9 protein-coding genes and 37 pseudogenes are annotated in these 22,889 nt (G+C 70.1%); 34 read left to right on the top strand and 12 right to left on the bottom strand.

Annotated features, from left to right (window positions below):
- Window positions 1–36: 36 nt before the first annotated feature.
- A pseudogene (locus UK94_RS69825) lies at window positions 37–408 on the bottom strand (hypothetical protein); the annotation flags it as partial.
- 308 nt (window positions 409–716) lie between these two features.
- Between UK94_RS69825 and UK94_RS33210 the strand changes: the two are divergent.
- Window positions 717–1,116 (top strand): annotated as a pseudogene (locus UK94_RS33210) (IS6 family transposase); the annotation flags it as partial.
- 60 nt (window positions 1,117–1,176) lie between these two features.
- Here UK94_RS33210 and UK94_RS29410 read toward each other — a convergent pair.
- Window positions 1,177–2,010 (bottom strand): annotated as a pseudogene (locus UK94_RS29410) (IS30 family transposase); the annotation flags it as partial.
- A gap of 464 nt (window positions 2,011–2,474) precedes the next feature.
- Here UK94_RS29410 and UK94_RS29405 point away from each other — a divergent pair.
- A pseudogene (locus tag UK94_RS29405) lies at window positions 2,475–2,831 on the top strand (DDE-type integrase/transposase/recombinase); the annotation flags it as partial.
- A gap of 4,322 nt (window positions 2,832–7,153) precedes the next feature.
- Here UK94_RS29405 and UK94_RS34185 read toward each other — a convergent pair.
- On the bottom strand, window positions 7,154–7,306 hold the full coding sequence (locus UK94_RS34185) for a hypothetical protein (RefSeq protein ID WP_157734496.1): 153 nt from the start codon (window positions 7,304–7,306) through the stop codon (window positions 7,154–7,156).
- Window positions 7,307–8,405: 1,099 nt separating this feature from the next.
- On the opposite strand from UK94_RS34185, the gene UK94_RS69820 reads away from it, so the two are divergent.
- The 3 genes and pseudogenes from UK94_RS69820 to UK94_RS29385 form a co-directional block, all read left to right on the top strand.
- Window positions 8,406–8,936: hypothetical protein (locus UK94_RS69820; protein ID WP_235490546.1), on the top strand; the 531-nt coding region annotated here is incomplete at its 5' end.
- Window positions 8,936–9,088: pseudogene (locus tag UK94_RS75415) on the top strand (antibiotic biosynthesis protein); the annotation flags it as partial. The gene UK94_RS69820 and the pseudogene UK94_RS75415, both read left to right, overlap by 1 nt.
- A 1-nt stretch (window position 9,089) precedes the next feature.
- Window positions 9,090–9,625: LmbU family transcriptional regulator (locus UK94_RS29385; protein WP_235490544.1), on the top strand; the 536-nt coding region annotated here is incomplete at its 5' end.
- Between the two features lie 105 nt (window positions 9,626–9,730).
- Here UK94_RS29385 and UK94_RS29380 read toward each other — a convergent pair.
- The 9 genes and pseudogenes from UK94_RS29380 to UK94_RS69770 all read right to left on the bottom strand — a co-directional run.
- Window positions 9,731–10,154: pseudogene (locus UK94_RS29380) on the bottom strand (FMN-binding negative transcriptional regulator); the annotation flags it as partial.
- A 1-nt stretch (window position 10,155) separates the two neighbouring features.
- A partial coding sequence (locus UK94_RS69815; RefSeq protein ID WP_268761709.1) for an FMN-binding negative transcriptional regulator occupies window positions 10,156–10,378 on the bottom strand: 223 nt, incomplete at its 3' end.
- A 105-nt stretch (window positions 10,379–10,483) separates the two neighbouring features.
- Window positions 10,484–10,634, bottom strand: a pseudogene (locus UK94_RS69810) (crotonyl-CoA carboxylase/reductase); the annotation flags it as partial.
- Between the two features lies 1 nt (window position 10,635).
- Window positions 10,636–10,731: pseudogene (locus UK94_RS69805) on the bottom strand (hypothetical protein); the annotation flags it as partial.
- Window position 10,732: 1 nt separating this feature from the next.
- Window positions 10,733–10,805, bottom strand: a pseudogene (locus UK94_RS69800) (hypothetical protein); the annotation flags it as partial.
- Window positions 10,806–10,820: 15 nt separating this feature from the next.
- Window positions 10,821–11,003 (bottom strand): annotated as a pseudogene (locus tag UK94_RS69790) (zinc-binding dehydrogenase); the annotation flags it as partial.
- 27 nt (window positions 11,004–11,030) lie between these two features.
- Window positions 11,031–11,094, bottom strand: a pseudogene (locus UK94_RS69780) (hypothetical protein); the annotation flags it as partial.
- Between the two features lies 1 nt (window position 11,095).
- Window positions 11,096–11,271 (bottom strand): annotated as a pseudogene (locus UK94_RS69775) (crotonyl-CoA carboxylase/reductase); the annotation flags it as partial.
- A gap of 1 nt (window position 11,272) precedes the next feature.
- Window positions 11,273–11,854, bottom strand: a 582-nt coding sequence (locus tag UK94_RS69770) for an alcohol dehydrogenase catalytic domain-containing protein (protein WP_235490542.1), incomplete at its 3' end; no start/stop codon positions are given.
- Window positions 11,855–12,309: 455 nt separating this feature from the next.
- Here UK94_RS69770 and UK94_RS29370 point away from each other — a divergent pair.
- The 29 genes and pseudogenes from UK94_RS29370 to UK94_RS69630 all read left to right on the top strand — a co-directional run.
- Complete coding sequence (locus UK94_RS29370) at window positions 12,310–12,525, top strand: MbtH family protein (protein WP_011603697.1); 216 nt, start codon at window positions 12,310–12,312, stop codon at window positions 12,523–12,525.
- Window positions 12,526–12,677: 152 nt separating this feature from the next.
- Window positions 12,678–13,370 carry an LmbU family transcriptional regulator gene (locus tag UK94_RS29365; RefSeq protein ID WP_235490540.1) on the top strand — a complete coding sequence of 231 codons (693 nt, stop codon included), beginning with the start codon at window positions 12,678–12,680 and terminating at the stop codon, window positions 13,368–13,370.
- A gap of 92 nt (window positions 13,371–13,462) precedes the next feature.
- A pseudogene (locus UK94_RS69765) lies at window positions 13,463–13,620 on the top strand (peptide synthetase); the annotation flags it as partial.
- A 1-nt stretch (window position 13,621) separates the two neighbouring features.
- Window positions 13,622–14,174, top strand: a pseudogene (locus UK94_RS69760) (AMP-binding protein); the annotation flags it as partial.
- Between the two features lies 1 nt (window position 14,175).
- Window positions 14,176–14,332: pseudogene (locus UK94_RS69755) on the top strand (hypothetical protein); the annotation flags it as partial.
- Window position 14,333: 1 nt separating this feature from the next.
- A pseudogene (locus tag UK94_RS69750) lies at window positions 14,334–14,642 on the top strand (AMP-binding protein); the annotation flags it as partial.
- A gap of 1 nt (window position 14,643) precedes the next feature.
- Window positions 14,644–14,787, top strand: a pseudogene (locus UK94_RS69745) (hypothetical protein); the annotation flags it as partial.
- 1 nt (window position 14,788) lies between these two features.
- Window positions 14,789–15,049: pseudogene (locus tag UK94_RS69740) on the top strand (peptide synthetase); the annotation flags it as partial.
- A 33-nt stretch (window positions 15,050–15,082) separates the two neighbouring features.
- Window positions 15,083–15,313: a phosphopantetheine-binding protein gene (locus UK94_RS29355; protein ID WP_041940409.1), complete on the top strand. Its 231-nt coding sequence runs from the start codon at window positions 15,083–15,085 to the stop codon at window positions 15,311–15,313.
- 110 nt (window positions 15,314–15,423) lie between these two features.
- Window positions 15,424–15,511: pseudogene (locus UK94_RS75410) on the top strand (hypothetical protein); the annotation flags it as partial.
- 1 nt (window position 15,512) lies between these two features.
- A pseudogene (locus UK94_RS69730) lies at window positions 15,513–16,170 on the top strand (FAD-dependent monooxygenase); the annotation flags it as partial.
- A 1-nt stretch (window position 16,171) separates the two neighbouring features.
- A pseudogene (locus tag UK94_RS69725) lies at window positions 16,172–16,247 on the top strand (hypothetical protein); the annotation flags it as partial.
- Between the two features lie 7 nt (window positions 16,248–16,254).
- Window positions 16,255–16,389, top strand: a pseudogene (locus UK94_RS69720) (FAD-dependent oxidoreductase); the annotation flags it as partial.
- A 287-nt stretch (window positions 16,390–16,676) separates the two neighbouring features.
- Window positions 16,677–16,768: pseudogene (locus tag UK94_RS69715) on the top strand (hypothetical protein); the annotation flags it as partial.
- A gap of 22 nt (window positions 16,769–16,790) precedes the next feature.
- Window positions 16,791–16,929, top strand: a pseudogene (locus tag UK94_RS69705) (hypothetical protein); the annotation flags it as partial.
- Window position 16,930: 1 nt separating this feature from the next.
- Window positions 16,931–17,348: pseudogene (locus UK94_RS69700) on the top strand (condensation domain-containing protein); the annotation flags it as partial.
- Between the two features lies 1 nt (window position 17,349).
- Window positions 17,350–18,326: pseudogene (locus tag UK94_RS69695) on the top strand (condensation domain-containing protein); the annotation flags it as partial.
- Window position 18,327: 1 nt separating this feature from the next.
- Window positions 18,328–18,842: pseudogene (locus tag UK94_RS69690) on the top strand (AMP-binding protein); the annotation flags it as partial.
- A 1-nt stretch (window position 18,843) separates the two neighbouring features.
- Window positions 18,844–19,583: pseudogene (locus tag UK94_RS69685) on the top strand (AMP-binding protein); the annotation flags it as partial.
- A gap of 33 nt (window positions 19,584–19,616) precedes the next feature.
- Window positions 19,617–20,695, top strand: a pseudogene (locus tag UK94_RS69680) (condensation domain-containing protein); the annotation flags it as partial.
- Between the two features lies 1 nt (window position 20,696).
- Window positions 20,697–20,826 (top strand): annotated as a pseudogene (locus UK94_RS69675) (hypothetical protein); the annotation flags it as partial.
- A 37-nt stretch (window positions 20,827–20,863) separates the two neighbouring features.
- Window positions 20,864–21,127, top strand: a pseudogene (locus UK94_RS69665) (hypothetical protein); the annotation flags it as partial.
- A gap of 1 nt (window position 21,128) precedes the next feature.
- A pseudogene (locus UK94_RS69660) lies at window positions 21,129–21,458 on the top strand (hypothetical protein); the annotation flags it as partial.
- Window position 21,459: 1 nt separating this feature from the next.
- Window positions 21,460–21,657: pseudogene (locus UK94_RS69655) on the top strand (condensation domain-containing protein); the annotation flags it as partial.
- Window position 21,658: 1 nt separating this feature from the next.
- Window positions 21,659–21,825, top strand: a pseudogene (locus UK94_RS69650) (condensation domain-containing protein); the annotation flags it as partial.
- A 1-nt stretch (window position 21,826) separates the two neighbouring features.
- Window positions 21,827–21,885: pseudogene (locus UK94_RS69645) on the top strand (hypothetical protein); the annotation flags it as partial.
- A 1-nt stretch (window position 21,886) separates the two neighbouring features.
- Window positions 21,887–21,997: pseudogene (locus tag UK94_RS69640) on the top strand (hypothetical protein); the annotation flags it as partial.
- Between the two features lies 1 nt (window position 21,998).
- Window positions 21,999–22,133, top strand: a pseudogene (locus UK94_RS69635) (condensation domain-containing protein); the annotation flags it as partial.
- A gap of 1 nt (window position 22,134) precedes the next feature.
- A partial coding sequence (locus tag UK94_RS69630) for a condensation domain-containing protein (protein WP_235490538.1) occupies window positions 22,135–22,889 on the top strand: 755 nt, incomplete at both ends.

Raw genomic sequence — 22,889 nt, 5'->3', positions numbered from 1 at the left:
GGGCGCATCAAGCCCGACCCCGATGATGCCGTCGGNCTTCGATGCGACGGCCTGCTTCACCATCACCGGGAAGTTGGCCGGATTGAGCTTGCCGTCGTACAGGGTGGTCGTCCATCCGATGGCCTTCGCGGCCTCCTCGACGCCCCGGGCGCCGACGGCGACCGTGGATGACGACATCCCCACTGCGATGATCGCGATCTTCTTTCCCCGGACCGCGGGGTTCGGCGCCGTCGGCGGCGCTGTGTAGGTCCTGACCGCGTCCGTGGACGGATCCGCCGAGCAGGCCATGGTGGATGCGGCCGCGCCGCCGCCAGACCCGGCCGTTGCCCCGGAGCCGGACGAGGCGCAGCCGGCGACGGCTGCCGATAAGACCGCTACGGACGCCGCAAGGCGTGCGGTTTTTCGCACATTGACCCCCTGAGATCAATTGTGATTCGCGCAACACGCGGTGAGGCAGTTTCTACCAACCGGTTGTTTGACTGTCAACGGCTGAGGGCGATGCGGCCGGGGAGGATCGGCCGGGGACGGCTCGCCAGCGCCGGGAGGCAGGGGAAGGTGGGACGGCCGCGCGGACGGAACCGGACCCGACACCGGAGCGCGGGTGACAGGCACGGCAGATGACCCTGCCGGCACTGTTGCATCGGCGATGTCCGCCTTCGCGTAGCCGCCGATCGGTCGTGATCGGTGGATGCGTCGACGTCGTGTCCATGTCCCGNTTCGGACGTCTGAGTTCGCCGGGTTCCGGTTCCACCCGAGGTGATCGTCCTGGCGGTCCGCTGGCACCTGCGGTTTGCGCTGCCGTACCGGGACGTCGAGGAACTCCGCGCCGAACGGGGCCTCGAGGTCGACCACGTCACGATCTACCGCTGGGTGCAGCGCTTCACACCCCTGCTCGCCGACGCGGCCCGGCCCTGCCGGCACCGTCCCGGCGACAGGTGGTTCGTGGCTGAAACGTAGGTGAAGGTCGCCGGCCGTTGGACGTATCTGTACCGGGCCGTCGACCAGTACGGACAGGTCATCGACGTCCTCGCCAGCACCCGCCGCGACCAGGCCGCCGCCCGCCGATCCTTCACCCGGGCGCTGTCTCACGGCCGCCGGCCAGTCGAGGTCACCACCCCAGGTCAGGGTCCGGCGCAGCTGCTCGGGCAGCACGGCGAACGCCTGTGTGATCGCCTAGCGGACGGCGTCGGCGCCGCGGCCCGCCAGCGCCGGACCGTTTTTCACCCGCGGTTCATGGCCGTAGCCGTCCATGCGGGGCAGGTGCAGCAGGAGGGTGAACCGGGTGGTGCGCTCGACCAGCGTGCCGATCGCGGACCGGTTCAACCCGATGATCAGGTCTCCTTCCCAGTGCCCCGCGACCGCCCGGTCTGTGGCCTCGACCGGGCGGGCACCGATCCGCACCTCGGGGGTGACCATGCCATCGGGGCGCCGTCCGGCCCGCGCGCGTGGCGCCCGCAGCGCGCGGCCCGTGCGCAGACACGCGACCAGCTCACGGCGCAACGCCCCCCGCCCCTCGGTGTAAAGGGCCTGGTAGATCGCCTCATGTGAGATCCGCATCGCCGCGTCGTCGGGAAAGTCGACCCGCAGCCGCCGCGAGATCTGCTCCGGGCTCCACGCGCTGACCCAGCGGCGGTCCTGGCGGTGCGGCTTGTTCCTACCGGTGAACGGCGCCCTCCACGGGCCGGGCACCACCGTGCCGTCGCCACGGCGGACCGGCCCGGCGAGCCGCTCCTGCACATAGCCGCGCAGCTGCTCGTTGCCTGCGAGCTTGGCGGTCTTGGGGCGGGTGGCCCGCCGGTCACGATGCCACAGCGCGAGCGTGGCCCGGTAGACCAGCGTCCCGCACCGGGTACCGGCGTTACGTCACAGCTCCCGCGACACCGTCGACGCGGGCCGGCCCAGGCCCCGGGCGATCTGACGGATGCTGTCCCCACGGGCACGACCCAGCGCGATCTCCTCGCGCTCCGCGAATGGGTGATCACGTGTGCGGCGTGAACCGGTGTACCCCAGCCCGCGTCCGGCTCCGTGCCGCAGGACAGTCCGCTGCCAGGCGATCGATCATCTGTGGATGGTGACCTACGCTTACCCACCTGCGTTGCGCACGCGTCCATCCCGTACGTGCCCAGCCCGGTGGACCTGCGGGCTGCTGATGCGAGTCGGAGGAGCGTTAGCGCGAGCGGTGCTGACGGACTCCCGTACCCACCGTCAGCTGGTCCTGGCTGAAGCGGGCGCCGCCCGCGTCGTGATCGGGCCGCTGCGGGCATTCACCGCAGCCCCGGCTGGCATCTGATGTCGGTCGGACGTCAGACATGGCGGGTCAGGAGGAAGCGTTGCCGGCGGTGTAGAGCGCGGGCGTAGTGGCCGAGTCCCCCCGGCGTCACCCCGGGCCCGGCGACACGCCACCCTGGAGACCCAGGTACGGGCGTTGTTCGCCGCGTCCCGCCAGACCTACGGCGCGCGGCGGATCGCCGCCNCCCTGACCACGTCGGGCCGGCCCACCTCGGTTCGCCTCGTCCGGCGGATCATGCGTCGGGCCGGGCTGAAGGGCTGCCAGCCCAAGGCCTACCGGCGCACCACGACCCCCGGTCAGGCGCCCGCCCGCCGACCTCATCCGCCGCGACTTCACCGCCACCCGCCCTGGCGCCAAGCTCGTCGGGGACATCACCTACGTCCGCACGGGCGAAGGATGGCTGTATCTCGCCACCGTCATCGACCTCTACTCCCGCAGGGTCATCGGCTGGTCGATGGCGAACCACATGCGCACCGAACTCATCATCGACGCGTTCACCATGGCCACCTCCCGCACCGCCCTCATATCCGACGCGATCTTTCTTCCGACCGCGGAACGCAAGTAATCCGTCGGTCGTCCGGGTAGGTTCGTGAGATTCTCTGCTCTGCGCGGGTACCAGGACTACGGTTCCCGCGAGGACATGTGCACGGGAGGTGCGGTGATGGGTGATCACGTGTGCGGCGTGAACCGGTGTGCCCAGCCCGCATCCGGCTCCGTGCCGCATGACAGTCCGCTNCCAGGCGATCGATCATCTGTGGGTGGTGACCTACGCTTACCCACCTGCGTTGCGCACGGCCGAGAGCACCATCGACTTGTCCTGGGGCGGGATCCCCGTCCCGGCGATGTCACGATCCTTGATTGAGAGGGCTGGGCGCCCTGCAGGCGGGAGCCGCCGGGCGGTGCCCCCTGCCCTGCCGGCGGAGTGGGCAGGGGGACGCCGTTGCTAGCCAGGCACTCCTGGTAGGCGGATCGGGCCGTATGCGGCAAGGACCAGCGCCAGGGCTGGCAGCGCCATCACCCGGTGCGCCACGTCCCGCGCCAGAAGTCGCGCCCTCGGCGCGGTTCTCCGCAGCATGATCATGCTTGCCGCAGCATGATCATGCTTGCCCGGCACCTGCTCCACGACCAGACCGCCCACCGCGACCCCGCTCCGACCACCACCAGCGCCGGCACGAATGAGGACATCGCACCCGCCAGCTCGGCCGCTGGCTCCCTCAGGTCGACCACCAGATCATGGTGAGAGTTTTACCCTGAGTCATGTTCGACCCCACATGAGTCCGCCGGTCCCCGCGTCCGGTGCCCGGCGGGGTGGTCCGGGAGCGCGTTCCCCGGCCACCCCCGGGGGGGCGGCCGCCGCCCCGCGCGACGCTGGCAAATCTCCGTGCTTGGCTGGTCATGGTGGCGTTGACCACATGAGGCAAGGCATCGCGCGGTGTTGAGTGGGGCCGGTCGCGCCAACATAAACGGTGCCCGCGAGTTCCTGAAGCCAAGGCTGGCGGCGCGTCAACCGTGCGTAGCTGCTCGACAATCTTCTGCCCTGCGGTTCAAGGTCATGTAACGCTTCTCGTTGCCAACGTGTTAGATTCTGTGTCGACAGTGTGGCTCTGCGGCGCGCATGGCGCCGCCCCGGGATACGACGCCGGATCTCCGGCTGGAGCGCTCCTGTGGGGTGAAATGGAGTTCAGGTTTCTAGGTCCTCTGGAGCTGCTTCACAACGGTCAGCAGCTGACTGTGGGCGGTCCCCGGCTACGGATCGTGCTGGCGATGCTGGGCCTGGAAGCCAACCGGGTGACGCCGTTGGAGAGGCTCATCGAGGCGGTGTGGGGTACGGAGCCGCCGGCAACGGCGCGCTCCCAGATTCAGATTTGCATTTCGGGACTGCGTCGCACCTTTGCTGACGCCGGCCGCTCCAATGCCATCGCCACCCGCGCGTCGGGCTATTTGCTTTCGATCGACGCGGAAGAATTGGATGTCACCCGCTTTGGTCGGATGGTCGCCTCGGCACGCGACCTCGCCGGTAAGGGCCAGGTCGCCGAGGCGGTCGAGGAGCTGCACGGCGCTCTCGGCCTCTGGCGGGGCCCGGCGCTGCAGGGCGTGGAGAGCGACTTCGTGCAGCGGGCCGCCACCCAGCTTGACGAGATGCGGCTGACCGCGATCGAGGAGCGGGTGCGGCTGGAGCTCGCGCTCAACCGGCACGACAAGGTCATCAGGGAGCTCTTCGAGCTGGTGGAGCGTGAGCCGCTGCGGGAGCGGCTGTACGGCTCGCTGATGCTCGCGCTCTACCGCGCGGGCCGGCAGGCCGAGGCGCTGAAGTGCTATCGCCGGATGCGTGCCATCTTCGTCAACGAGCTCGGCATCGAGCCAGGCAAGGAGCTGCAGCAACTCGAGACGGCGATCCTGAACCACGATCCGGTCCTCGACCTGCGGGTGCCGGACCGGGAGGCCGACGTGCCTGCGGCGGCGACCGGTACTGGTACGGGTGCCGGCTCGGGTCCGGTGTCCGGTGCGCCCGGGGAGGACACGGCCGCGGACTCCGGCGTCGTACCGCCGCGGCAGCTGCCCAGCGACATCGCCGACTTCACCGGCCGATCCGAGCAGCTGGCCGAGATCGTCCAGTCGCTCGGCGCCGATCAGGACCAGATGGCGGCACGCTACTCGGTGCGCGTGCTGGCCATCACCGGCAAGGGCGGTGTGGGCAAGTCCGCGCTCGCGGTGCGCGCCGCGCACGAGCTCAAGGCGCATTACCCGGACGGGCAGCTCTACGCCAACCTNCGCGGCATGACCGGTGCGGCGGGCTCCGCCGAGGTGCTTTCGCGGTTCCTGCGCGCCCTGGGCGTTCCCGGACCGGCGGTCCCCGAGGATCCGGCCGAGGGCGGCTCGATGTACCGCAGCAGGCTCGCGGCGAAACGGATCCTCGTGGTGCTCGACGACGTGGTCGACGAGCCGCTCGTCCAGGCGCTGCTGCCCGGCAGCCCCAGCTGCGCGTTGATCGTGACGAGCCGCTCTCGGATGACCGGTCTGGCCGGTGCCGTCTGCATCAACCTCGAGGTGTTCGACAACGATCTGTCGATCGACCTCCTCGCGGACATCGCGGGGCAGCAGCGGGTCCGCGCCGAGCTGCCGGCAGCAACGCAGCTTGCCGAGTTCTGCGCCGGCCTGCCCCTGGCGCTGCGGATCGGCGGGGCCCGCCTCGCGCACCGCCCACACTGGCCCATCGCCAAGCTCGTCCGTCGGCTGCAGGACGAGGCCGGACGCCTCGACGAGTTCGAACACGGCGNCCTGGAGCTGCGCTCGACCATCAGCGTCGCCTACCGGGGCGTCGACGTGTCCGCCCAGCGGCTCTTCCGCCTGTTCGCCCTACTGAACGGGGAGGACTTCGCGGCCTGGACGGCCGCCGCGCTGCTCGACATCGACGTCACGGAGTCCGAGGACACCCTGGAGCGGCTGGTCGACGCGCAGCTGCTCGACGTGGTGGTCATGCTTGGCGAGGAGCCACGTTACCGCTACCACGACCTCATCCGGATCTACGCGAAGGAACGGCTGCGCGAGGCCGGTCGGGAGGACGAGTCGCGGGCCGCCCAGGAGAGGGTGCTGGGATGCTGGCTCTCGCTCGTGCGGCGGGCGCACCGCCGTGAGTACGGTGGCGACTTCACCGTCCTGCACGGCGACGCCGCCCTGTGGGAGCTTCCGGATGACGTGATCGACGACCTGGTCGAGGACCCCATCACCTGGTGGGAAAGCGAGCGCCGCCCGCTGGTGGGCGCCGTGCGCCAGGCCGCCGAGCTGGGCATGGACGAGCTGTGCTGGGACCTGGCCCTGACCTCGGTGACGCTTTTCGAGGCGAAGGGCTACTTCGACGACTGGCGGGAGACCGCCGAGCTGGCTCTTNCCGTCTGCGAGGGCGCGGGCAACGTCCGTGGCGCCGCGGCGATGCGCTACTCGCTGGGGAGCCTGGCCGTGTACCAGCAGGATCTGCAGGAGGCCGAGCGTCTGCTGCCCGCGGCCTTCGCGGCGTTCGAGGAGATCGGCGATCTGCATGGCCAGTCGCTGGTGCTTCGCAACATGGCGCAGATCGACTGGTTGCGCGGCGATCACTCCGCCATGTTGGACAAGTACGACACCGCCCTGACCGGTCTGCGCGCCGTGGGTGACCGCGCGGGCGAGGCGCACGTGCTGGTCAACATCGCGAAGGCCCGCACGGAGGAGGACACGGAGCACGAGTCCGCGCGGGACATGCTCACCGCGGCGCTGGCCATCTGCCGGGATATTCACTGCGAGCGCGTGGAAGCGCAGGTGATTTTTCGGCTCGGCGAGCTGTATCTACGCGATCATGAGGCGGGATCGGCGGCGCAGGCATTCGAATGGGCGCTGCGTCTGGTCCGCCGGAACCGTGATCAGTTCGGTGAGTGCCATGCTCTCAACGGACTCGGCCGGGCCCAGTGGAGGCAGGGCAATCTCAGCGCCGCGGAGGCGAGCCTGATCCAGGCGTTGCGTCTCGCGAAACAGGTGGGCGACCGCATGATCGAGGGCCGCAGCCTNCTGGCCCTGGGTGAGATCGCGATGGTGGGAAGCGGCTATGAGGTCGCTCGTATCCACCTCGCCGCGGCGCGGGAGCTTTTCGACCGGCTTGGAGTGGGTCTGCTTCAGGCGAGCGTTCGGATGATCTTCTCCGAACTTCTCGCCGCCGAGGCGGACTATGTGGCGGCCGGTGNCGAGCTGGCGGGGGCCAGGCTGATTCTGCTCAAGCTCGGTTCTCCGGAGGCTGCTCGGATGNTGGCTGAGCTGACCGTGAAGTGGCACCTTATTCCGGGCGCCGCGACCTCCTGATTCAGGCTGCTGTGGTCGCGGCGCGGGGCGCGATCACTACCAGTGCGTGTCGTCGCTCGCCACCGTCGGGTTCGACGAGAAGTCCGGCGCGCTGATTCCGCAGGTGCCCCAGTGCGTGTCGTCGCTTCCCGCGGGAATGCTGGAGTGTGCCTTCAGGGCGAAGGTGGAGGAAATCGCGCTGGTTGTCATCCTGGGTCTCCCGTTCAGGTTTTCCGCCGTACCCCGGCGGTCTGTTGCGGCCCGTGGCGGCCGCTTCGGGAGAAATCACACAGCGCGGCGGTTTCAACGCGCCCTCGTTCGGCTTTCGGTCCCATTCGATAGCTGGCATGATCGACAGATGGCGGCCTGATAGCCGGTCAATACCCCCGCCGAGCATGGTGTGTTCCAGTCATCCGGATTTCGCGGGATGGCCGGCTGCGCAAGCGGTACGAGCTGAAAGGGGAGTAACCGGATGCCCGAACGATTCGTCGGTCCGACGGCGGCCAGGCGGTTGTCCATCCGGGCGGGGGCGAACGGGGGAATCGTGCCCGCCGACGATCGGCCGGCGGCGCTGCTCCTCGGCGCCGACTGGCCCGCGCCACTCGGCGAGGACATCGCGGGACGAGCGCTGCTGGAAGGCCGGGCCCGCGGGGTGTGGACGCACGTCACCGACCGGACGCGGTCGCTCGCCGCGGCGGCCACGCTGCGCGAGCTGGCGGACGTCTGCTCCGCCGTCGACTTCGCCCGCACCGATGAGTGGGTAGCGTGGGCGCGGTCGATGGTGGCCGGCGGCGCCCGCTTCGACATGGTGTTCGACGTCGGTTCGCGCAGCCAGCAGATGGTGGCCGAGGTGGCCGCCGAGATCGGCGCCCCCGGCAACGCGCCGAAGGCCGTGGAGCTGATCGCCGACAAGGACCGCTGCCGGGCCGCGCTGTCCGCCGCGGGCTTCGTCCAGCCGCGCTTTCGGCTCTGCGCCGACCGCGCCGAGGCCGCCGAGTTTCTGCGGGACACCCGCAGCCCCTGTATCGTCAAGCCCCGCCGGTCGGCGGGAGGGAACACGGTATCCCTGGTGCGAAGGCCCGCGGATCTGACCGCCGCGCTGGCCCGACTGCCATCGGACGAGGAGCTCCTGGTCGAGCAGTTCGTGGGAGGGCGCGAGTTCAGCGCCGAGGGCGTCTTCCTCGACGGGGAGCCACGCACGCTGGCCATCGCGGAGAAGGAGCTCGGCCCCGGGCCGCGGATGCGGACTCGGGCCCGTGTCCTGCCGGCGGACCTGCCCGCGGACGACCTCGCCCTGGTCGAGAGCACNGTGGTCGCCGCGCTGCGCAGCCTGTCGCTGTCCTTCGGCGCGTTCCATGTCGACCTGACGCTCACGGACGCCGGTGTCGTGCTCGGCACGGTGAAGGCCCGCCTGGGCGGCGGCTGGACCCACGTCCTGCTCGCCCATGCGATCCCCGACCTGGAGCTGTTCGGGCTGATCTACGGAGACGCGCTGGGCCAATCCCGCGACGCCCAGCCGCTGGTGCCGCAGCGTGCCGCGGCCGTGCGGTTCCTCACCGGTCCGCTCGGACGGTTCGTTCTCGTCGAGGAATGGCGCAGGGTGCTCGACCATCCGGCCGTCCTGCGCGCCGAGCTCTTCGTCGAGCCCGGTGCGCTGGTCGACCCGGAGGACGGAGGGTACGTGGGAATGATCCTCGTCGCCGCCCCCACCCCGGGGGAGGCGGCCGCCCTGGCCGCCGACCTCGCCCGCTCCACGCGGGTCGTCGTCGAACCTATTCAGACAGCCGCTGATGACTCGGTGTACTCCGAGGTTCGCAGAATTGTTGACACGGAGGCGTGATGATGAATCAGATCGAGGGGCGGGAGAACTCCGACGTGCTGACCTCACGCGCGGAACCCGAGGGAGTGCCCAGAGCGCGGCGACCGGGCGGGCAGGGGCCGCGGTTGCCCCAGGTGCTCACCACGAAGGTCGGGCTGCACATCCCCCCGGGGNTGGCCTTCGAGGACTGGGAGCGCGCCGGCCGTCAGCTGTCCGGACTGATCGACTCCTCCAGCTGGTGGCTGGGGGACTGGCTCATCTACGGCAAGGACCAGTACGTCGACCGTTATGAACGGGGCATCCGCGCGGCCGGCCTGCAGTACCAGACGCTCCGCAACTACTCGTGGGTCTGCCGGCGGTTCGATATGCCCCGCCGGCGGTCCGCTCTCAGCTTCCAGCACCATGCCGAGCTGGCGTCCCTGCCCGTCGACGAACAGGACGCCTGGCTGGATCGCGCTGAGCACCTGAAGTGGACGACCAAGCAGTTGCGCAATGCCGTTCGGGCCGGCCGGCAGCGCGTCGCCGGCCCGACCAGCACCGCCATAGCTCCGCGTGCGCTGGTCCTGCCCGACCACCGGCTCCAGCGATGGCACACCGCGGCGATCCAGGTCGGCAGCGAGCTGAGCGCCTGGGTGACGACCACCCTGGACGCCGCCGCCAGCCAGGTGCTGAAGGATCGGAAGGCCGAGCCGGAGCTGCCCCGGGCCTGACCGGCCGACGGCCGGGATGACGGCCTGTCCGCGACCGTGGACGTCGAGGTGGGTCCGCGCCCCGACGGGGTACAAACCCCTTTCGGCACACCATGGTGAGCGGTGTCAGTGCGGCAGTCGGCTGATGAGTTCCGCTGTCTGCGCGTGCCGCGTGGATCCGTGGGCGGCGAAGGACCGCGCCACCCGCTCGCGGATCTCGGGGGTCTGTTCCTGGCTGAGCTTGAACATGCCCTGGGCGCCGGTCACCCGCAGCCGGAAGGCGCCCACACGGGGCACGATCCGGCGGAAGTAGCCGAGGGAGTCGGTCATGTCCCAGCCGTCGCCGAACTCCTGCTCGAAGGCCAGCACCGTCGCCCGCACCACCTCCAGCGTCTCCTCGGTCGTGGTGAGCTTCTCGACCACTCCGTGCACGTGCACCGAGGTGAAGTCCCAGGTCGGAGCCGCGGGCGTGAGGCCGTAGACGGTGGGTGAGACGTAGGCGTGTGGGCCTGTGAACGTCAGCAGGATCATCGAGCCGGTCTCCAGCGCCNCCCAATGGGGATTGGCTCGGTTCAGATGACCCAGCAGCACCATGCCGCCCAGGTCCGGCCCGGCCTGTCCGTCCCAGCAGGGGTCGGTGATGACGGGGAGATGGGTGGCGAACGGCACCGCCCCGGGAGCCCCGTTGCTCACCATCAGCGCCAGCGGGTTCTCCCGCATCAGGTCGACCATCATGGACACGTTCGGTGCTCGGTAGTGGCAGGGCACGAACATCGGGAGTTCACCTTTCGTGGGACGGCGGAGACCGGGTGTTCTTTCCGTGTCGGGGTGTGACGCGCCGGCGGCGGTNCTCGGGGGGTGCCGTTACGGCCGCGGCGGTCAGACGGCGATCGGGGTCGGCCGCGGCGACTGCCGTGGGACGGACGGCTCCAGCAGGGGGGTCAACCGCTCCTCGCCGATCTGGGCGCGCAGGGCGGGATCGGTGACCCCGAGCCCGGTGCGGGGGGCCAGGCACAGCACCCCGACCTTGNCGATGTGCCGGTTGGTCTGGACCAGCCGCGTGGCCTCACCGACCTCGTCGAGCGGATAGACCGTGCTCAGCGCGGGGGCGAGCCTGCCCAGCTGCANCAGCCGGTTGCACTCGACCTGTTCCTGCAGGTTGGCCACGTGACTACCGATGATCCGCTTGAGGTTCATCCACNGGTAGCGGTTGTCNTACTGGTGCTGGAAGCCGGTGCTGGATCCGCAGGTGACGACCACGCCACCCTTGCGCACCACGAACACCGAGATGCCGAAGGTGGCGGAACCGACGTAGTCGAACACTACGTGCGGGTCCTCACCCACCTCGGCGCGGATCCGCCGGCCGAGCCGCCTGCCCGCGTCGATCATCTCGTCCGGGNTCTCGGTGCCGTTTCCCAGACCCAGNTCGTCGCGGTTGATGACCACGTCGCAGCCCAGCCGGCGCAGCACCCGCTCCTTCTCCGCCGAGCNGACCACCCCGATCGGAATGCCGCCGCCGGCCTTCACCAGCTGCACCGCGTACGCACCGAGACCCCCGGTGGCGCCCCAGATCAGCACGATGTCGCCCTGCTTGATCCGGGCTCCGTGGTCGCCGACCAGCATCCGGTAGGCGGTGCCGCCGCACAGTGTCACCGAGGCGGCTTCCTNCCAGGACAGGTGGGTGGGCTTGGCGACCAGCTGACTGACCCGCACCACCGTGTAGTGGGCCAGGCCGCCGAAGTTGGTCTCGAAGCCCCACGCGCGCTGCTCCGCGCCGAGCATCCCGTCGGCGTGCGTCGCGGCCTCCTGGTCATCCACGTAGGCCGGCGAGATGACCACGTGGTCGCCGACCTTCCAGTGCCGCACCCCCGAGCCCACCCGCACGATGACGCCGGCGCCGTCCGAGCCGACCACGTGGTGCGGCCGGTCGTGCCGGGCGGCGAAACCGCCCTGGCGGCCGAAGCGATGCAGGAAACCGAAGGTCGGCAGCGGCTCGAACATCGCCGACCACACCGTGTTGTAGTTGATGGAGCTGGCCATGACCGCGACGAGGGCCTCGTCCGGAGCCAGCTCCGGCATCGGCACCCGGCCGACCCGTAGCGACCGGCGCACGTCCTTGTCGGCCGTGCCGCCGAACATCTGCACGTCGTCCTCGTGCAGATAGGTGGCGAGGTACTCGGCCGGCACCTCCTTGCTCAGTAGTTCGTCGCGCGATGCGCCCGCGAGCACGGCCTCCGCCAGAGCGTCCATCCGGATGTCCCTTTCTTCGGTGCGGCGCAGGCGTGTCGCCGCTACGCGTCAGTGTTGATTGCGATTTCTTTCCGATGTACTCGCCGGGGTCATCGGGGGGATGTCGCGGAGTCCTGGNCGGCGCGGTCGACGAGCAACCACGCGCTCTTGCCGGCCGCGGTCCGGAATCCGAGGAATCCGGGTACGAGCGGGCCGGTCCGTGGAACGCGGCAGGCACATCGTGGCACAGCGTCCGGACGGTGTGCAGAGGGTTCTCCGCAGAAGGGTCTCGGCCNGGCGACAGGGGGCCGACAGACCGTCATCCCCTTGTGGCACCATCGGTCGGGCCATAACGTGGGCTGTGCATTTCGAGCGACTGCGATGTCCTGCCGACAGGACACCCGGCCCGGAGACATCGCNCCGGGTCCTGCGATTCCCTTCTTGAGTCACCTGGTGACGGACGAGGACGGTGGAATGTGAGCACGAACCCCTTCGACGACGAGAACGGCCGATTCTACGTCGTGGTCAACGACGAGGAGCAGCATTCCCTCTGGCCGGTGTTCGTCGAGGTGCCCGCCGGCTGGCGGGTGGTCTTCGGTGAGGCGGCGCGGGCGGAGTGCCTGGAGTACGTCGAACAGAACTGGACCGATCTGCGGCCGAAGAGCCTGCGTGAGGCCATGTCGGTGGATTGATCCGCCACTGGATCCGGNCGGACGGCCGGAAAGGGTGGTGTGAGAGTGATCGCCAATTGGGTGCTGACGCTGGCAGTCGGCTCAAAAGCGGGGCGTAACTCTGGTTGCGAGATGAAGGTTGTGGGTGGTGTTCGGTGAGAGCCACGAGCAGTGTGGAGATACGGCCGGTTGGATCCAGCGCTGAGCCGGCGCAGCGCGATGCGACCCTGTCCCTCATGGGGCTGGAAGCCAAGATGCAGAAGTCGGGAATGACGTTCCCGCAGAACCTGTCCGAACGATCCTGGGAAAAGATCGGGATCAGTCTTCGTGAACTCACCAACTCCTCGGCGTGGTGGCTGGCCGACTGGTTGATCTTCGGTGAGGCCGCCTACGGCTGGCGCCGCTACCAGGAGGCGATCGAGAGAACCGGGCTTGATTACCAGACCCTCCGCAACTACGCGTGGGTGGCCCGCCGGTTCGAGCATCACCGCAGGCGGGACGGGCTCAGCTTCGCCCATCACGCCGAGGTCACCCGCCTGTCGACGCCTGAGCAGGACTACTGGCTACGCAAGGCCGAACAACAGAACTGGTCGCGCAACGAACTTCGTCGGGCGATCCGGGCCAGCCTTGCGGAGCAGTCCCAGGAGGACGAACTCCCCGAGCAAGGCGGTGACGAGAGGCGGGCGGCACCCCGGCCGATCAGATCGACCTCCGCCGGTCGCCGCCGACAGCAGGCCACCACGCTCACCATCGAGCTGTCCGCCGGCCAACTGGATTCCTATTCGAAAGTGGCCGCCGCGCACGGACTGCCTGTCGGCAAGTGGGTGACGCAGGTACTCGATGCGGCCGATCGGTACGCCTCCTAACGACGTAGCATCCGCCGGCGCCGAATCGGGGTGGTTCCCGTGACGCGCCGGCGACTCGTCCGGCCAGATATCCGCGACATCGGAGTCAGTTGATGATTATCCAGGGAAAGCGGGTCGCCCTGCCCTCGGCCCCCGTCGTCCACACGAAGTTCGAAGCGCATGCACAGGCCACACCCACCGCAGTTGCCGTCGTCTGCGCCGGGCAGCAGCTGACGTACGCGGAACTGAACGCGAGGGCCAACCAGTTCGCNCATCTTCTCCTCGCGCGCGGACTCGGGAGAGGTGCCAAGATTGGCGTCTGCCTCGACTACTCGGCCGACCTTCTCGTCGCCATTCTTGGCACCCTGAAGGCGGGCGCGTGTTATGTCCCCATGGACCCGTCCTACCCGGCGGAGCGGCTCCGGCTGCTGCTTGCGCAGATTCCGGACCTGGCCCTGGTCGTGACCTCCGCGGCGACGGCGGGCCTGGTCGAATCGGCGCGCGCCGACCTGGTCTCCCTCGACGGAATCGACGCCGATCTCAGCAGTCGCTCGCCGGAGAACCCGGACGTTTCGGTCACCGGGGACGACCTGTGTTACGCAGTCTTCACCTCCGGGTCGACCGGTACCCCCAAGGTGGCCACCGTCCGCCATGAGGGCTGGTTCAACCTGTTGAACTGGCTGATGCTGGAGTACGGTCTCCATCAGGGGTCGAACAATCTGGTGGTCAGCGCGTTCGGGTTCGACCTCTCGCAGCGCAGCCTTCTGATGCCGCTGTTCTGCGGCGCAACCCAGTACCTGCTGTCGAGCCGAAACTTCGACGCTGNGATGGCCTATCGCATCCTGACCCGGCATGACATTCGCACCGTGCACTGTGCCTCGAGCACGCTGTATCTGCTGGTGGAGTGGGAGACCGCCCGCGGCGGTACCGCGCTCACCCAGCTCGACTATGTTCTCTTCGGCGGAGAGCCGCTGCACACCGAGNGGATCGAGGTCTGGGCCCGGCAGCCCGGAAACACCTGCACCCTGCTCCACCAGTACGGCGTCGCCGAGTGCACGGACGTCGCGTCGTCCTACGACCTCGCCGACTACTGGCGGGGCGGGCAGAACATCGCGCCGGTCGGCAGGCCGGCCTACAACACCGAGCTGCACATCGTCGACGAGCAGCTGCACGGTGTCGCGGCGGGCGAGTACGGCGAGATCTGTATCTGCGGAACGAGCGTGGGTGCCGGCTACCTGGGTGGTACCGGCCCCGAGTCGGAGCGCTTCACGACCGTCGAGGTCGACGGTGTGGNCCACCGGCTGTACCGCACGGGTGACCGCGGCTATGTGACCGGAGCGGGGGAGCTGGTCGTCGCCGGCCGGTTGGACGCGCAGGTGAAGGTGCGCGGTATGCGCATCGACCCGACCGACATCGAACGTGCGCTCGGCCGGCTGGCNGACGTCAGGCAGGCGGCCGTGGTGGTGGACCGGACCGGTTTGGGTGAGCCCGAGCTGATCGCGTTCATCGTTTCGGAGCGAGACGGTCTCGCCGAGGACGAGGTGCGTGCCCAACTACTCGGGAAACTTCCCAGGAACATGGTGCCCGCCCGGTTCCTCAGCGTCGCGGGTATTCCCCTGAGCCCGCACGGAAAAGTCGACCGGCGGGCGCTGGCGGAGCAGCTCCGGAACGAGCGCGCCGACAACGGCGTGCCGGCGTAGTCGCCGAAGCCGATGAGTGTGAAGGGATCCATGATGATCTCCGACAGCGTGCGCGCCATCTGGTGCCGCGAACTTCGCCTCGATGACCTCTCGGTGGACGACGACTTCTTCTCGCTGGGTGGCCAGTCCGTGATCATGGCCAGGATCCAGGGCGCCTTCATGGAAGAGCTCGGCATCGAGGTCCCGGTCGATCAGATGTTCCTCAACCCGACGGTTGCCTCGATTTCCGCGTACATCGAGTCCATGGACGTGACTGCCGGTTAGGACCGGGCGGCTGCCGGCCTCCCGTGGGCGTCCGGCGGCTTTCTCGACCGCCGGGCGACGCCCGGTCGAGACCATGTCGCGAACCATTAGTGTCTGCTAGGAGAGGCGCCATGTACGACCTCATTGTCATAGGTGCCCGTTGCGCGGGCGCGCCGGCGGCCATGCTGTTCGCCCGGCAGGGATACCGGGTCCTGCTGCNGGAGAAGGCGCAGTTCCCGCGGGACACCCTTTCCTCGCACTACATCCACCAGCCGGGCGTGGCACTGCTCGACCGGTGGGGGCTGCTGGGTGACCTGCGGGACGCGGGCTGCCAGCCGATCGACCAGCAGAGCTACACCGCGCCGGGCGTGCGCCTGGCCGGTTTCTCCCTGCCGGTCGACGGCAACCGGACCACCTACGCCCCCAGGCGGTTCGTGCTCGACCCGATCCTGGCGGCGGGCGCGGTGGCGGCCGGAGTGGAGTTCCGGGAATCCTGCGAGGTCACGGACCTGCTCTTCGACGGCGACCGGGTGGTCGGCGTGCAATACACCACGCCCGGCGGGGCGGTGGCGACGGACCGGGCCTGGCTGGTCGTCGGCGCGGACGGGATGCGGTCCGTGGTGGCCCGCCGGGCCGGCGCGGGCAACGTCATCGAGCATCCGCGGATGACCTGCACGTACTACAGCTACTGGGCCGGAGTGCCCGCGCACTTCGAGCTGTACGAGCGGCCGGGACGCTGGATCGGTGTGATCCCGACCAACGACGATCTCACCCTGGTCATGACCTATTTCCCGCAGGCGGAGTTCACCAGGGTACGCACCCGGGTGGAGGCGGCCTACCTCGAAGCGGTCCGTGCGACGGCGCCCGCGTTGTACGAGNGTATGGCGGCGGGCCGCCGAGTGGAGCGACTGTACGGCACCGGCCAGCAGGAGAACTACTTCCGCAAGGCTTTCGGNCCCGGNTGGGTACTGCTCGGCGACGCGGTGCACCACAAGGATTCCATTACCGCCCGCGGCATCACCGACGCCTTCATCCAGGCCCGTCTTCTCACCGAGCGCATCGGCCAGGGACTGCACGACGAGGCGGCCCTCGAGGTCNCCCTGAAAGCCTACGAGGAAGATCTGCGCGACGAGTTCCTGAACCTCTACCAGGGTGTGTTGAACGTGGCCGAGCTCAGGCCCGAGGGGCGCACGGAACTGCTGGGAAAACTGGTCGGCCACCAGGAGCTGATCGACCGGTACTTCTCGACGGTGTCGGGCGCGTGCTCCCTCGACGACTTCTACAACGACGAACTCCTCGCCGTGCTCGACCAGAGCTGACTTCCGGGTCACCCTCCGGGTTGACCTGCCGATTTGGAGACACGATGATCCCGTTGTCGTTCGCNCAGCGTCGGCTGTGGTTCGTGGACCGGTTCGAAGGACCGTCGGCGACCTACAACGGCGCTTTTGCCCTCCGACTGACTGGTGACCTGAACGCNGATGCGCTGCAGGCGGCGCTNCGGGATGTCATCGACCGGCACGAGGTTCTCCGTACGGTGATCGTCGAGGGCGACGACGGCGTGCCGCACCAGAGGATCCTTTCCCCCGGCGAGAACCGGTTCGACCTGCCCGTCGCCGAGGTCACCGAACAGCAGCGGGNGGCGGCGGTCGAACAGGTGGCCACCGCGCACTTCGACCTGGCCGCCGACGCCCCGATCCGCGCGAAGCTGCTGCGGTGCGGACCGCGCGAGCACACGCTCGTGCTGGTGGTGCACCACATTGCGCTGGACGGGGAGTCCCTCGGGCCGCTGCTGCGCGACCTCACCACCGCCTACGCAGCCCGCCGGCAGGGCGCGGCCCCCGCGTGGGAGCCGCTTCCGGTGCAGTACGCGGACTATGCGCTGTGGCAGCGGGACGTGCTCGGCGACGAGTCCGACCCGGACAGTCTGGCGGCCCGGCAGCTTGCCTACTGGCGCGAGGCCCTGGCCGATCTCGCCCAGCCGCTGGCCATCCCGACGGATCGGGCGCGTCCCCGGTCGATGACGTCCCGGGGTGGACTGGTCGAGTTCTCCCTCGACNCCGGCCTGACCCGCCTGGTGGAGACGCTGGCGGCCGAGCAGGACACCACGGTGTCGATGGTGATGCAGTCGGCGCTGGCTGTGCTTTTGTACCACCTGGGATGCGGCGACGACGTGCCCCTGGGCGCGCCGATCGCGGGGCGCACCGACGAGGAGCTGCGGGACCTCGTCGGCTTCTTCGTCAACACCTGGGTGCTGCGCGTCGACCTGTCCGGGAATCCGACCTTCCACCAGCTGCTCCAGCGTGTGCGGGAGCGGGCGCTGGCCGCCTACGACAACCAGGACATGCCCTTCGAGCGGCTGGTGGAGCTGCTCAACCCGGACCGCTCCACCGCCTACCACCCGCTCTTCCAGGTGATGCTCGCCTGGCAGGAGCCGCTGGGCCGGCTGGAGTTCGCCGGCCTGGACGTCACGAACGAGACGCTCGAGACCGCGACGGCGAAGTTCGACCTGTTCTTCAACATGATCCCGAACGCCGAGGGCGGGGCGGGCTGCCGCCTGGAGTACTCGACGGACCTGTTCGACCGGGAGACGGTCGAGGATCTCGCGAGCCGGTTCGTCCGGGTGCTGCGTGAGCTCACCGCCGACCCGCGCCGCCGGATCGGCGGCATCGACGTGCTCCACGAGACCGAGTGGGAGCAACTGCGTGCCGGGCTCGACGACAGCGCCGACGCGGCTCGCGACCTCACGATCCCGGCGCTGTTCGAGGCGCAGGTGGCCCGGACCCCCGACGCCGCGGCGGTCGTGTGCGAGGAGCGGACCCTGACCTACCGGCAGCTGGACGAGCGCGCCACCCGCGTCGCCCGTGAGCTCGTCCGGCGCGGCGCCGGGCCGGAGGACCTGGTGATCCTGGCGCTGCCGCGCACCGAGGACCTGGTGGTCGGCCTGCTCGGCATCCTCAAGTCCGGCGCCGGATACCTGCCGCTGGACCCGAAGTACCTGACCGGACGCGTCGACGTCGTGCTGTCCGATGCCGCCNCCCGGTTCGCGGTCACCGACGTCGCGACCTGGCAGGCCCTGCCGCCCAACGACCTCTCGGTCCTCACCCTCGACGACCGCGACGGCTGGGACTCCCGCGGTGACGGTGCGGACGGCGCGGGCCGCGTCCCGCCGCTCGGCCCGGACAACCTGGCGTACGTGATGTACACGTCCGGTTCCACGGGCAGGCCGAAGGCGGTGGCCATCACCCACCGCAGTGTCGTCAACGGGGTGCGGGAACTGGCCCGCGTGCTCAGCCCGTCCGCCGGCTGGCGGATGCTGGCCGGCACCTCGGTGAACTTCGACGTCTCGGTCTTCGAGCTGCTGACCGCCCTGTCCACCGGCGGCACGGCCGAGGTCGTACCGAGCGCCCTGGTCCTGGGCGAGCGCGAGGGCTGGCACGGCCAGGTGATCAGCGCGGTCCCGTCGGTGCTCGGGGAACTGGTCGACCACCTGCCGAGCACGTCTGGCGTGCGTTCGGTGGTCCTCGCCGGCGACCTGCTGCCGACCCGGCTGNTCCGGCAGGTACGCGAGGCCCTTCCCGACGCCCGGATCGTGAACTGCTACGGGCAGAGCGAGAGCTTCTACGCCACGACGTTCTCCCTCGCGGCGTCCGAGCCGTCGCCCCAGGCCGAGGTCGCGCCGATCGGCACCCCGCTGGGAAACATGCGTGCCTACGTGCTGGGCCCGGGACTGGCTCCGGTCCCGCCGGGCGTGGTCGGTGAACTGTACGTGGCGGGACGCTGCCTCGGCCGCGGCTACCACGGCCAGCCGGGCCTGACCGCCGTGCGGTTCGTGGCGAACCCGTGGTGTCACCCGGGCGAGCGCATGTACCGCACGGGTGACCTGGCGCGTCGCGACGCCGACGGCCGGCTGGAGTGCGTCGGTCGCGGCGATGGTCAGGTGAAGGTACGCGGCTTCCGTATCGAGACGGCCGAGGTCGAGGCCGTGTGCGAGCTGCACCTGGGCATCAGCCGGGCGGTGGTGGTCGGCCGGGAGGCGCCCTCGGGTGGCCGGCGGCTGGTCGCGTACGTGGTGCATACCGGCGAGGGTGCCGTCGGTGACGACGGCGCGGGCGGTATCGGCGACGTGGACATGCAGTCCGGGGCGTCGGCGGCGGAACTGCGGCGCTTCCTCGCCGCCCGGCTGCCCGACTACATGGTGCCCTCGGCGTTCGTGGTCGTGGGCGAGCTGCCGTACGGCCCGACCGGCAAGCTCGACCGCTCGGCCCTGCCGGAGCCGGAGTTCGTGGAGGAGNCCTACCGCGCGCCGCGCACCGAGGCGGAGGGGATCATCGCCGCGGCCTACGCGGACGTGCTCGGCGTGGAGCGGGTTGGTATCGACGACGACTTCTTCGCGGCGGGCGGTGACAGCCTGCGGTCGATCCAGGTGGTGGCGCGGGCCCGCGCCCGCGGCCTGGAGGTCACCACGCGGGAGATCTTCGAGGCCCGGACGGCGGCCAGACTCGCGGAGACGGCCCGGGTCCGCGGAGCGCGGGTGCCCGTGCTCGCGGAGGAGCCGGGCGGCGGGATCGGACCGATGCCGCTGCCGCCGGTGGCGCGGCATGTCTTCGGCCACGGCGGTGGGATGAACCGCTTCGCCATGGCGATGGCGCTGGAACTGCCCGCCGACATCGACGCGAGTGAACTGGCCACGACGCTGGACGCCGTGCTCGACCGGCACGACCTGCTGCGCGCGCGGCTGATCGGTGACGACGACCCGACCCTCGTCGTGCCGGCGACCGGCACCGCGCGGGCGGCGGATCTGATCCACCGGGTTGCCTGCGACGGCCGGTGGGACGAGCCGGCGCTGCTGGCGGTGGCGAAGGCCGAGCTGGACGACGCGGTCGGGCGGCTCGACCCGCGGGCCGGGATCATGGCCGCCTTCGTCTGGTTCACCGCGGCGTCGGGTGCGGGTCGGCTGCTCGTGGTGCTGCACCACCTCGTGGTGGACGGGGTGTCGTGGCGCATCCTGATGTCCGACCTCGCCGAGAGCTGGCAGCAGTCGCGTCGCGGCGGCACGTCCGCCCTGCCCCCGGTCGGGACGTCCGCCCGCCGCTGGCTGTCGGCGCTGCAGGCCGAGGCGCTGCGCCCGGCGCGCGCGGCGGAACTCGCCCACTGGCAGGACGTGCTCGCCGTGCCGAACCCCCCGCTCGGCGCGCGGGCGTTCGACCCGGCCGTGGACGTGATGGCCACGGTCGACAGCGTGCGGGTGCGGCTGTCCCCGGAGGTGACCGAGGCGGTTCTGACCACCCTGCCGGCGACGTTCCGGGGCACCGGGACCGACGTGCTGCTGGCGGCGCTCGCCCTCGCGGTGGACAGGTGGCGCGGCGCGCAGCGCGCGACGCTGGTCCGGCTCGAGGGGCATGGNCGCGAGGAGAGCGTGGTGCCCGGGGCGGACCTTTCCCGGACCGTCGGCTGGTTCACCAGCATGTACCCGGCCCGGGTCGACGTGCGCGGGCTGGACCTGGCCGACGTGCTCGCGGGTGGTGCCACCGCCGNCAGNGCGATCAAGCTGGTGAAGGAGCAGCTGCGGGNCATTCCGGACCGGGGGGTGGGATTCGGCCTGCTGCGGTATCTGAACCCGGACACCGCCGCGGCGCTCGCCAACCGTCCGGCGCCGCAGATCGGGTTCAACTACCTGGGCCGCATCTCCGACGCCGACGTGCCCGAGCACCTGCGGGCAGTCGGCTGGGGGCCGGCGTCCTGGTCCACCGAGCTGGTCCCGCAGCCGGATCCGGACCTGCCGGCGCTGTCCGCGCTGGAGGTCAACGCGGTCGCCACGGACGCCGCCGAGGGCAGNCAGTTGCAGGCCGTGCTCATGTTCCCCACCGGGCTGCTGTCCCGGGAACGGGTCGCCGAGCTGGCGCAGCTGTGGGTCGAGGTGCTGCGCGGCATGGCCGCGTACGCCGCCGGCCCCCGGGTGGGCGGGCTGACGCCGTCCGACACCCCGCTGGTCGCGGTGCGCCAGGACGATCTGGAGATCTGGGAGGCACGTTACGGCCGGCTCGCCGAGGTCTGGCCGTTGCCGCCGGCGCAGTCCGGGATCCTCTTCCAGGCGGAGCTCGCCGAGGGCTCCTTCGACGTCTACCACATGCAGTTCGTGCTGCACCTTTCCGGACACGTCGACCCGNCGCGCATGCGCGGGGCCGGGCAGGCTCTCCTGGAGCGCCACCCGAACCTGCGCGCGGCCTTCGTCACCGGGGCCGGCGGCGACCCGGTACAGGTGGTGCCGGAGCACGTCGACATGCCCTGGCAGCACCTCGACCTGACCGGCCGCACCGACGCCGAGCAGGAGGCGGCGCTCGAGCGCTACCTCGCCGAGGACCGCGNCGACCGGCTGGCTCCGACCCGTCCGCCCCTGACCCGGCTGGCGCTGCTCACCACCGGGCCGCAGCGGGCGAAGCTGGTCATCACGGCGCACCACGCCCTGTTCGACGGCTGGTCCTCACCGCTGGTGATCGAGGACCTGATCCGGCTCTACGCGGGTGCGCGGGACCNGCCCCCGGCCCGCGACTACGGCGACTACCTGGCCTGGCTGTCCGCGCAGGACCGGCAGGNCTCCGCCACGGTCTGGGCTGCGGAGCTCGCCGACCTCGACCAGCCGACCCTGGTGGCCGCCCACACCCCCACGCGGGAGACGCCGTCCGCGCTGGGTCGGGTCGAGGTTCCNCTGTCGATCGACAAGGGTCGCGAGCTGGCCAAGCGCGCCGCGGAACTCGGGGTCACGCTGAACACGCTGCTGCAGGCTGCCTGGGCGGTTCTGCTGTCGAAACTGACCGGGCAGAAGGACGTCGTGTTCGGCGCCNCCGTCAACGGTCGCCCCGCGGACCTGCCGGGCTCGGACGCGATGGTCGGCCTGTTCATCAACACCCTGCCGGTCAGGGTGCTGTGCCGGCCGGACCTCAGCCTGGCCGACGTCGTCATCGAGCTGCAGCAGCGGCAGACCGCGCTGCTCGACCACCATCACTACGGGCTCGCCGACATCCAGCGGGGTGTCGGGCTGCCGGCGCTGTTCGACACGATCGTGGTGTTCGAGTCCTTCCCGATCGACCGCGAGGGTCTCGTCGAGGCGAACGACGCCGCCGGATTCACGATTGACGGCATCCGGCCGTTCGCGGGCTCCCACTATCCGCTCACCCTCAATTCCGCCGACCCCTATCTGCGCCTTTCCCTGGACTACCAGAACCACCTCTACGACCGGGTGACGGCGGAGGGGATCGCGGCTCGGTTGGTGCGGGTGTTGGAGGCGTTGGTTGTTGATCCTGGTGTGCGGGTGGGTGCGGTGGATGTGCTGGGGGCTGGGGAGTGGGAGTGGTTGGTGGGTGGGGTTAATGAGACGGGTCGTGGGGTGGTGGGGGGGACGTTGCCGGACGTGTTTGAGGCGCGGGTGGCGTCGGCTCCGGATCGGGTGGCGGTTGTTGGTGAGGGTGTGCGGTTGAGTTATGGGGAGTTGGATCGGCGGGCGAATCAGTTGGCGCATTGGTTGGTGGAGCGGGGTGCGGGTCCGGATCGGGTGGTGGCGGTTCGGGTTCCTCGTTCGGTGGATTTGGTGGTGGCGGTG

The organism is Frankia sp. AvcI1 (genome assembly GCF_001420875.1).
Taxonomy (GTDB): domain Bacteria; phylum Actinomycetota; class Actinomycetes; order Frankiales; family Frankiaceae; genus Frankia; species Frankia alni.
This window is presented reverse-complemented; position numbering and strand designations above follow the sequence as displayed.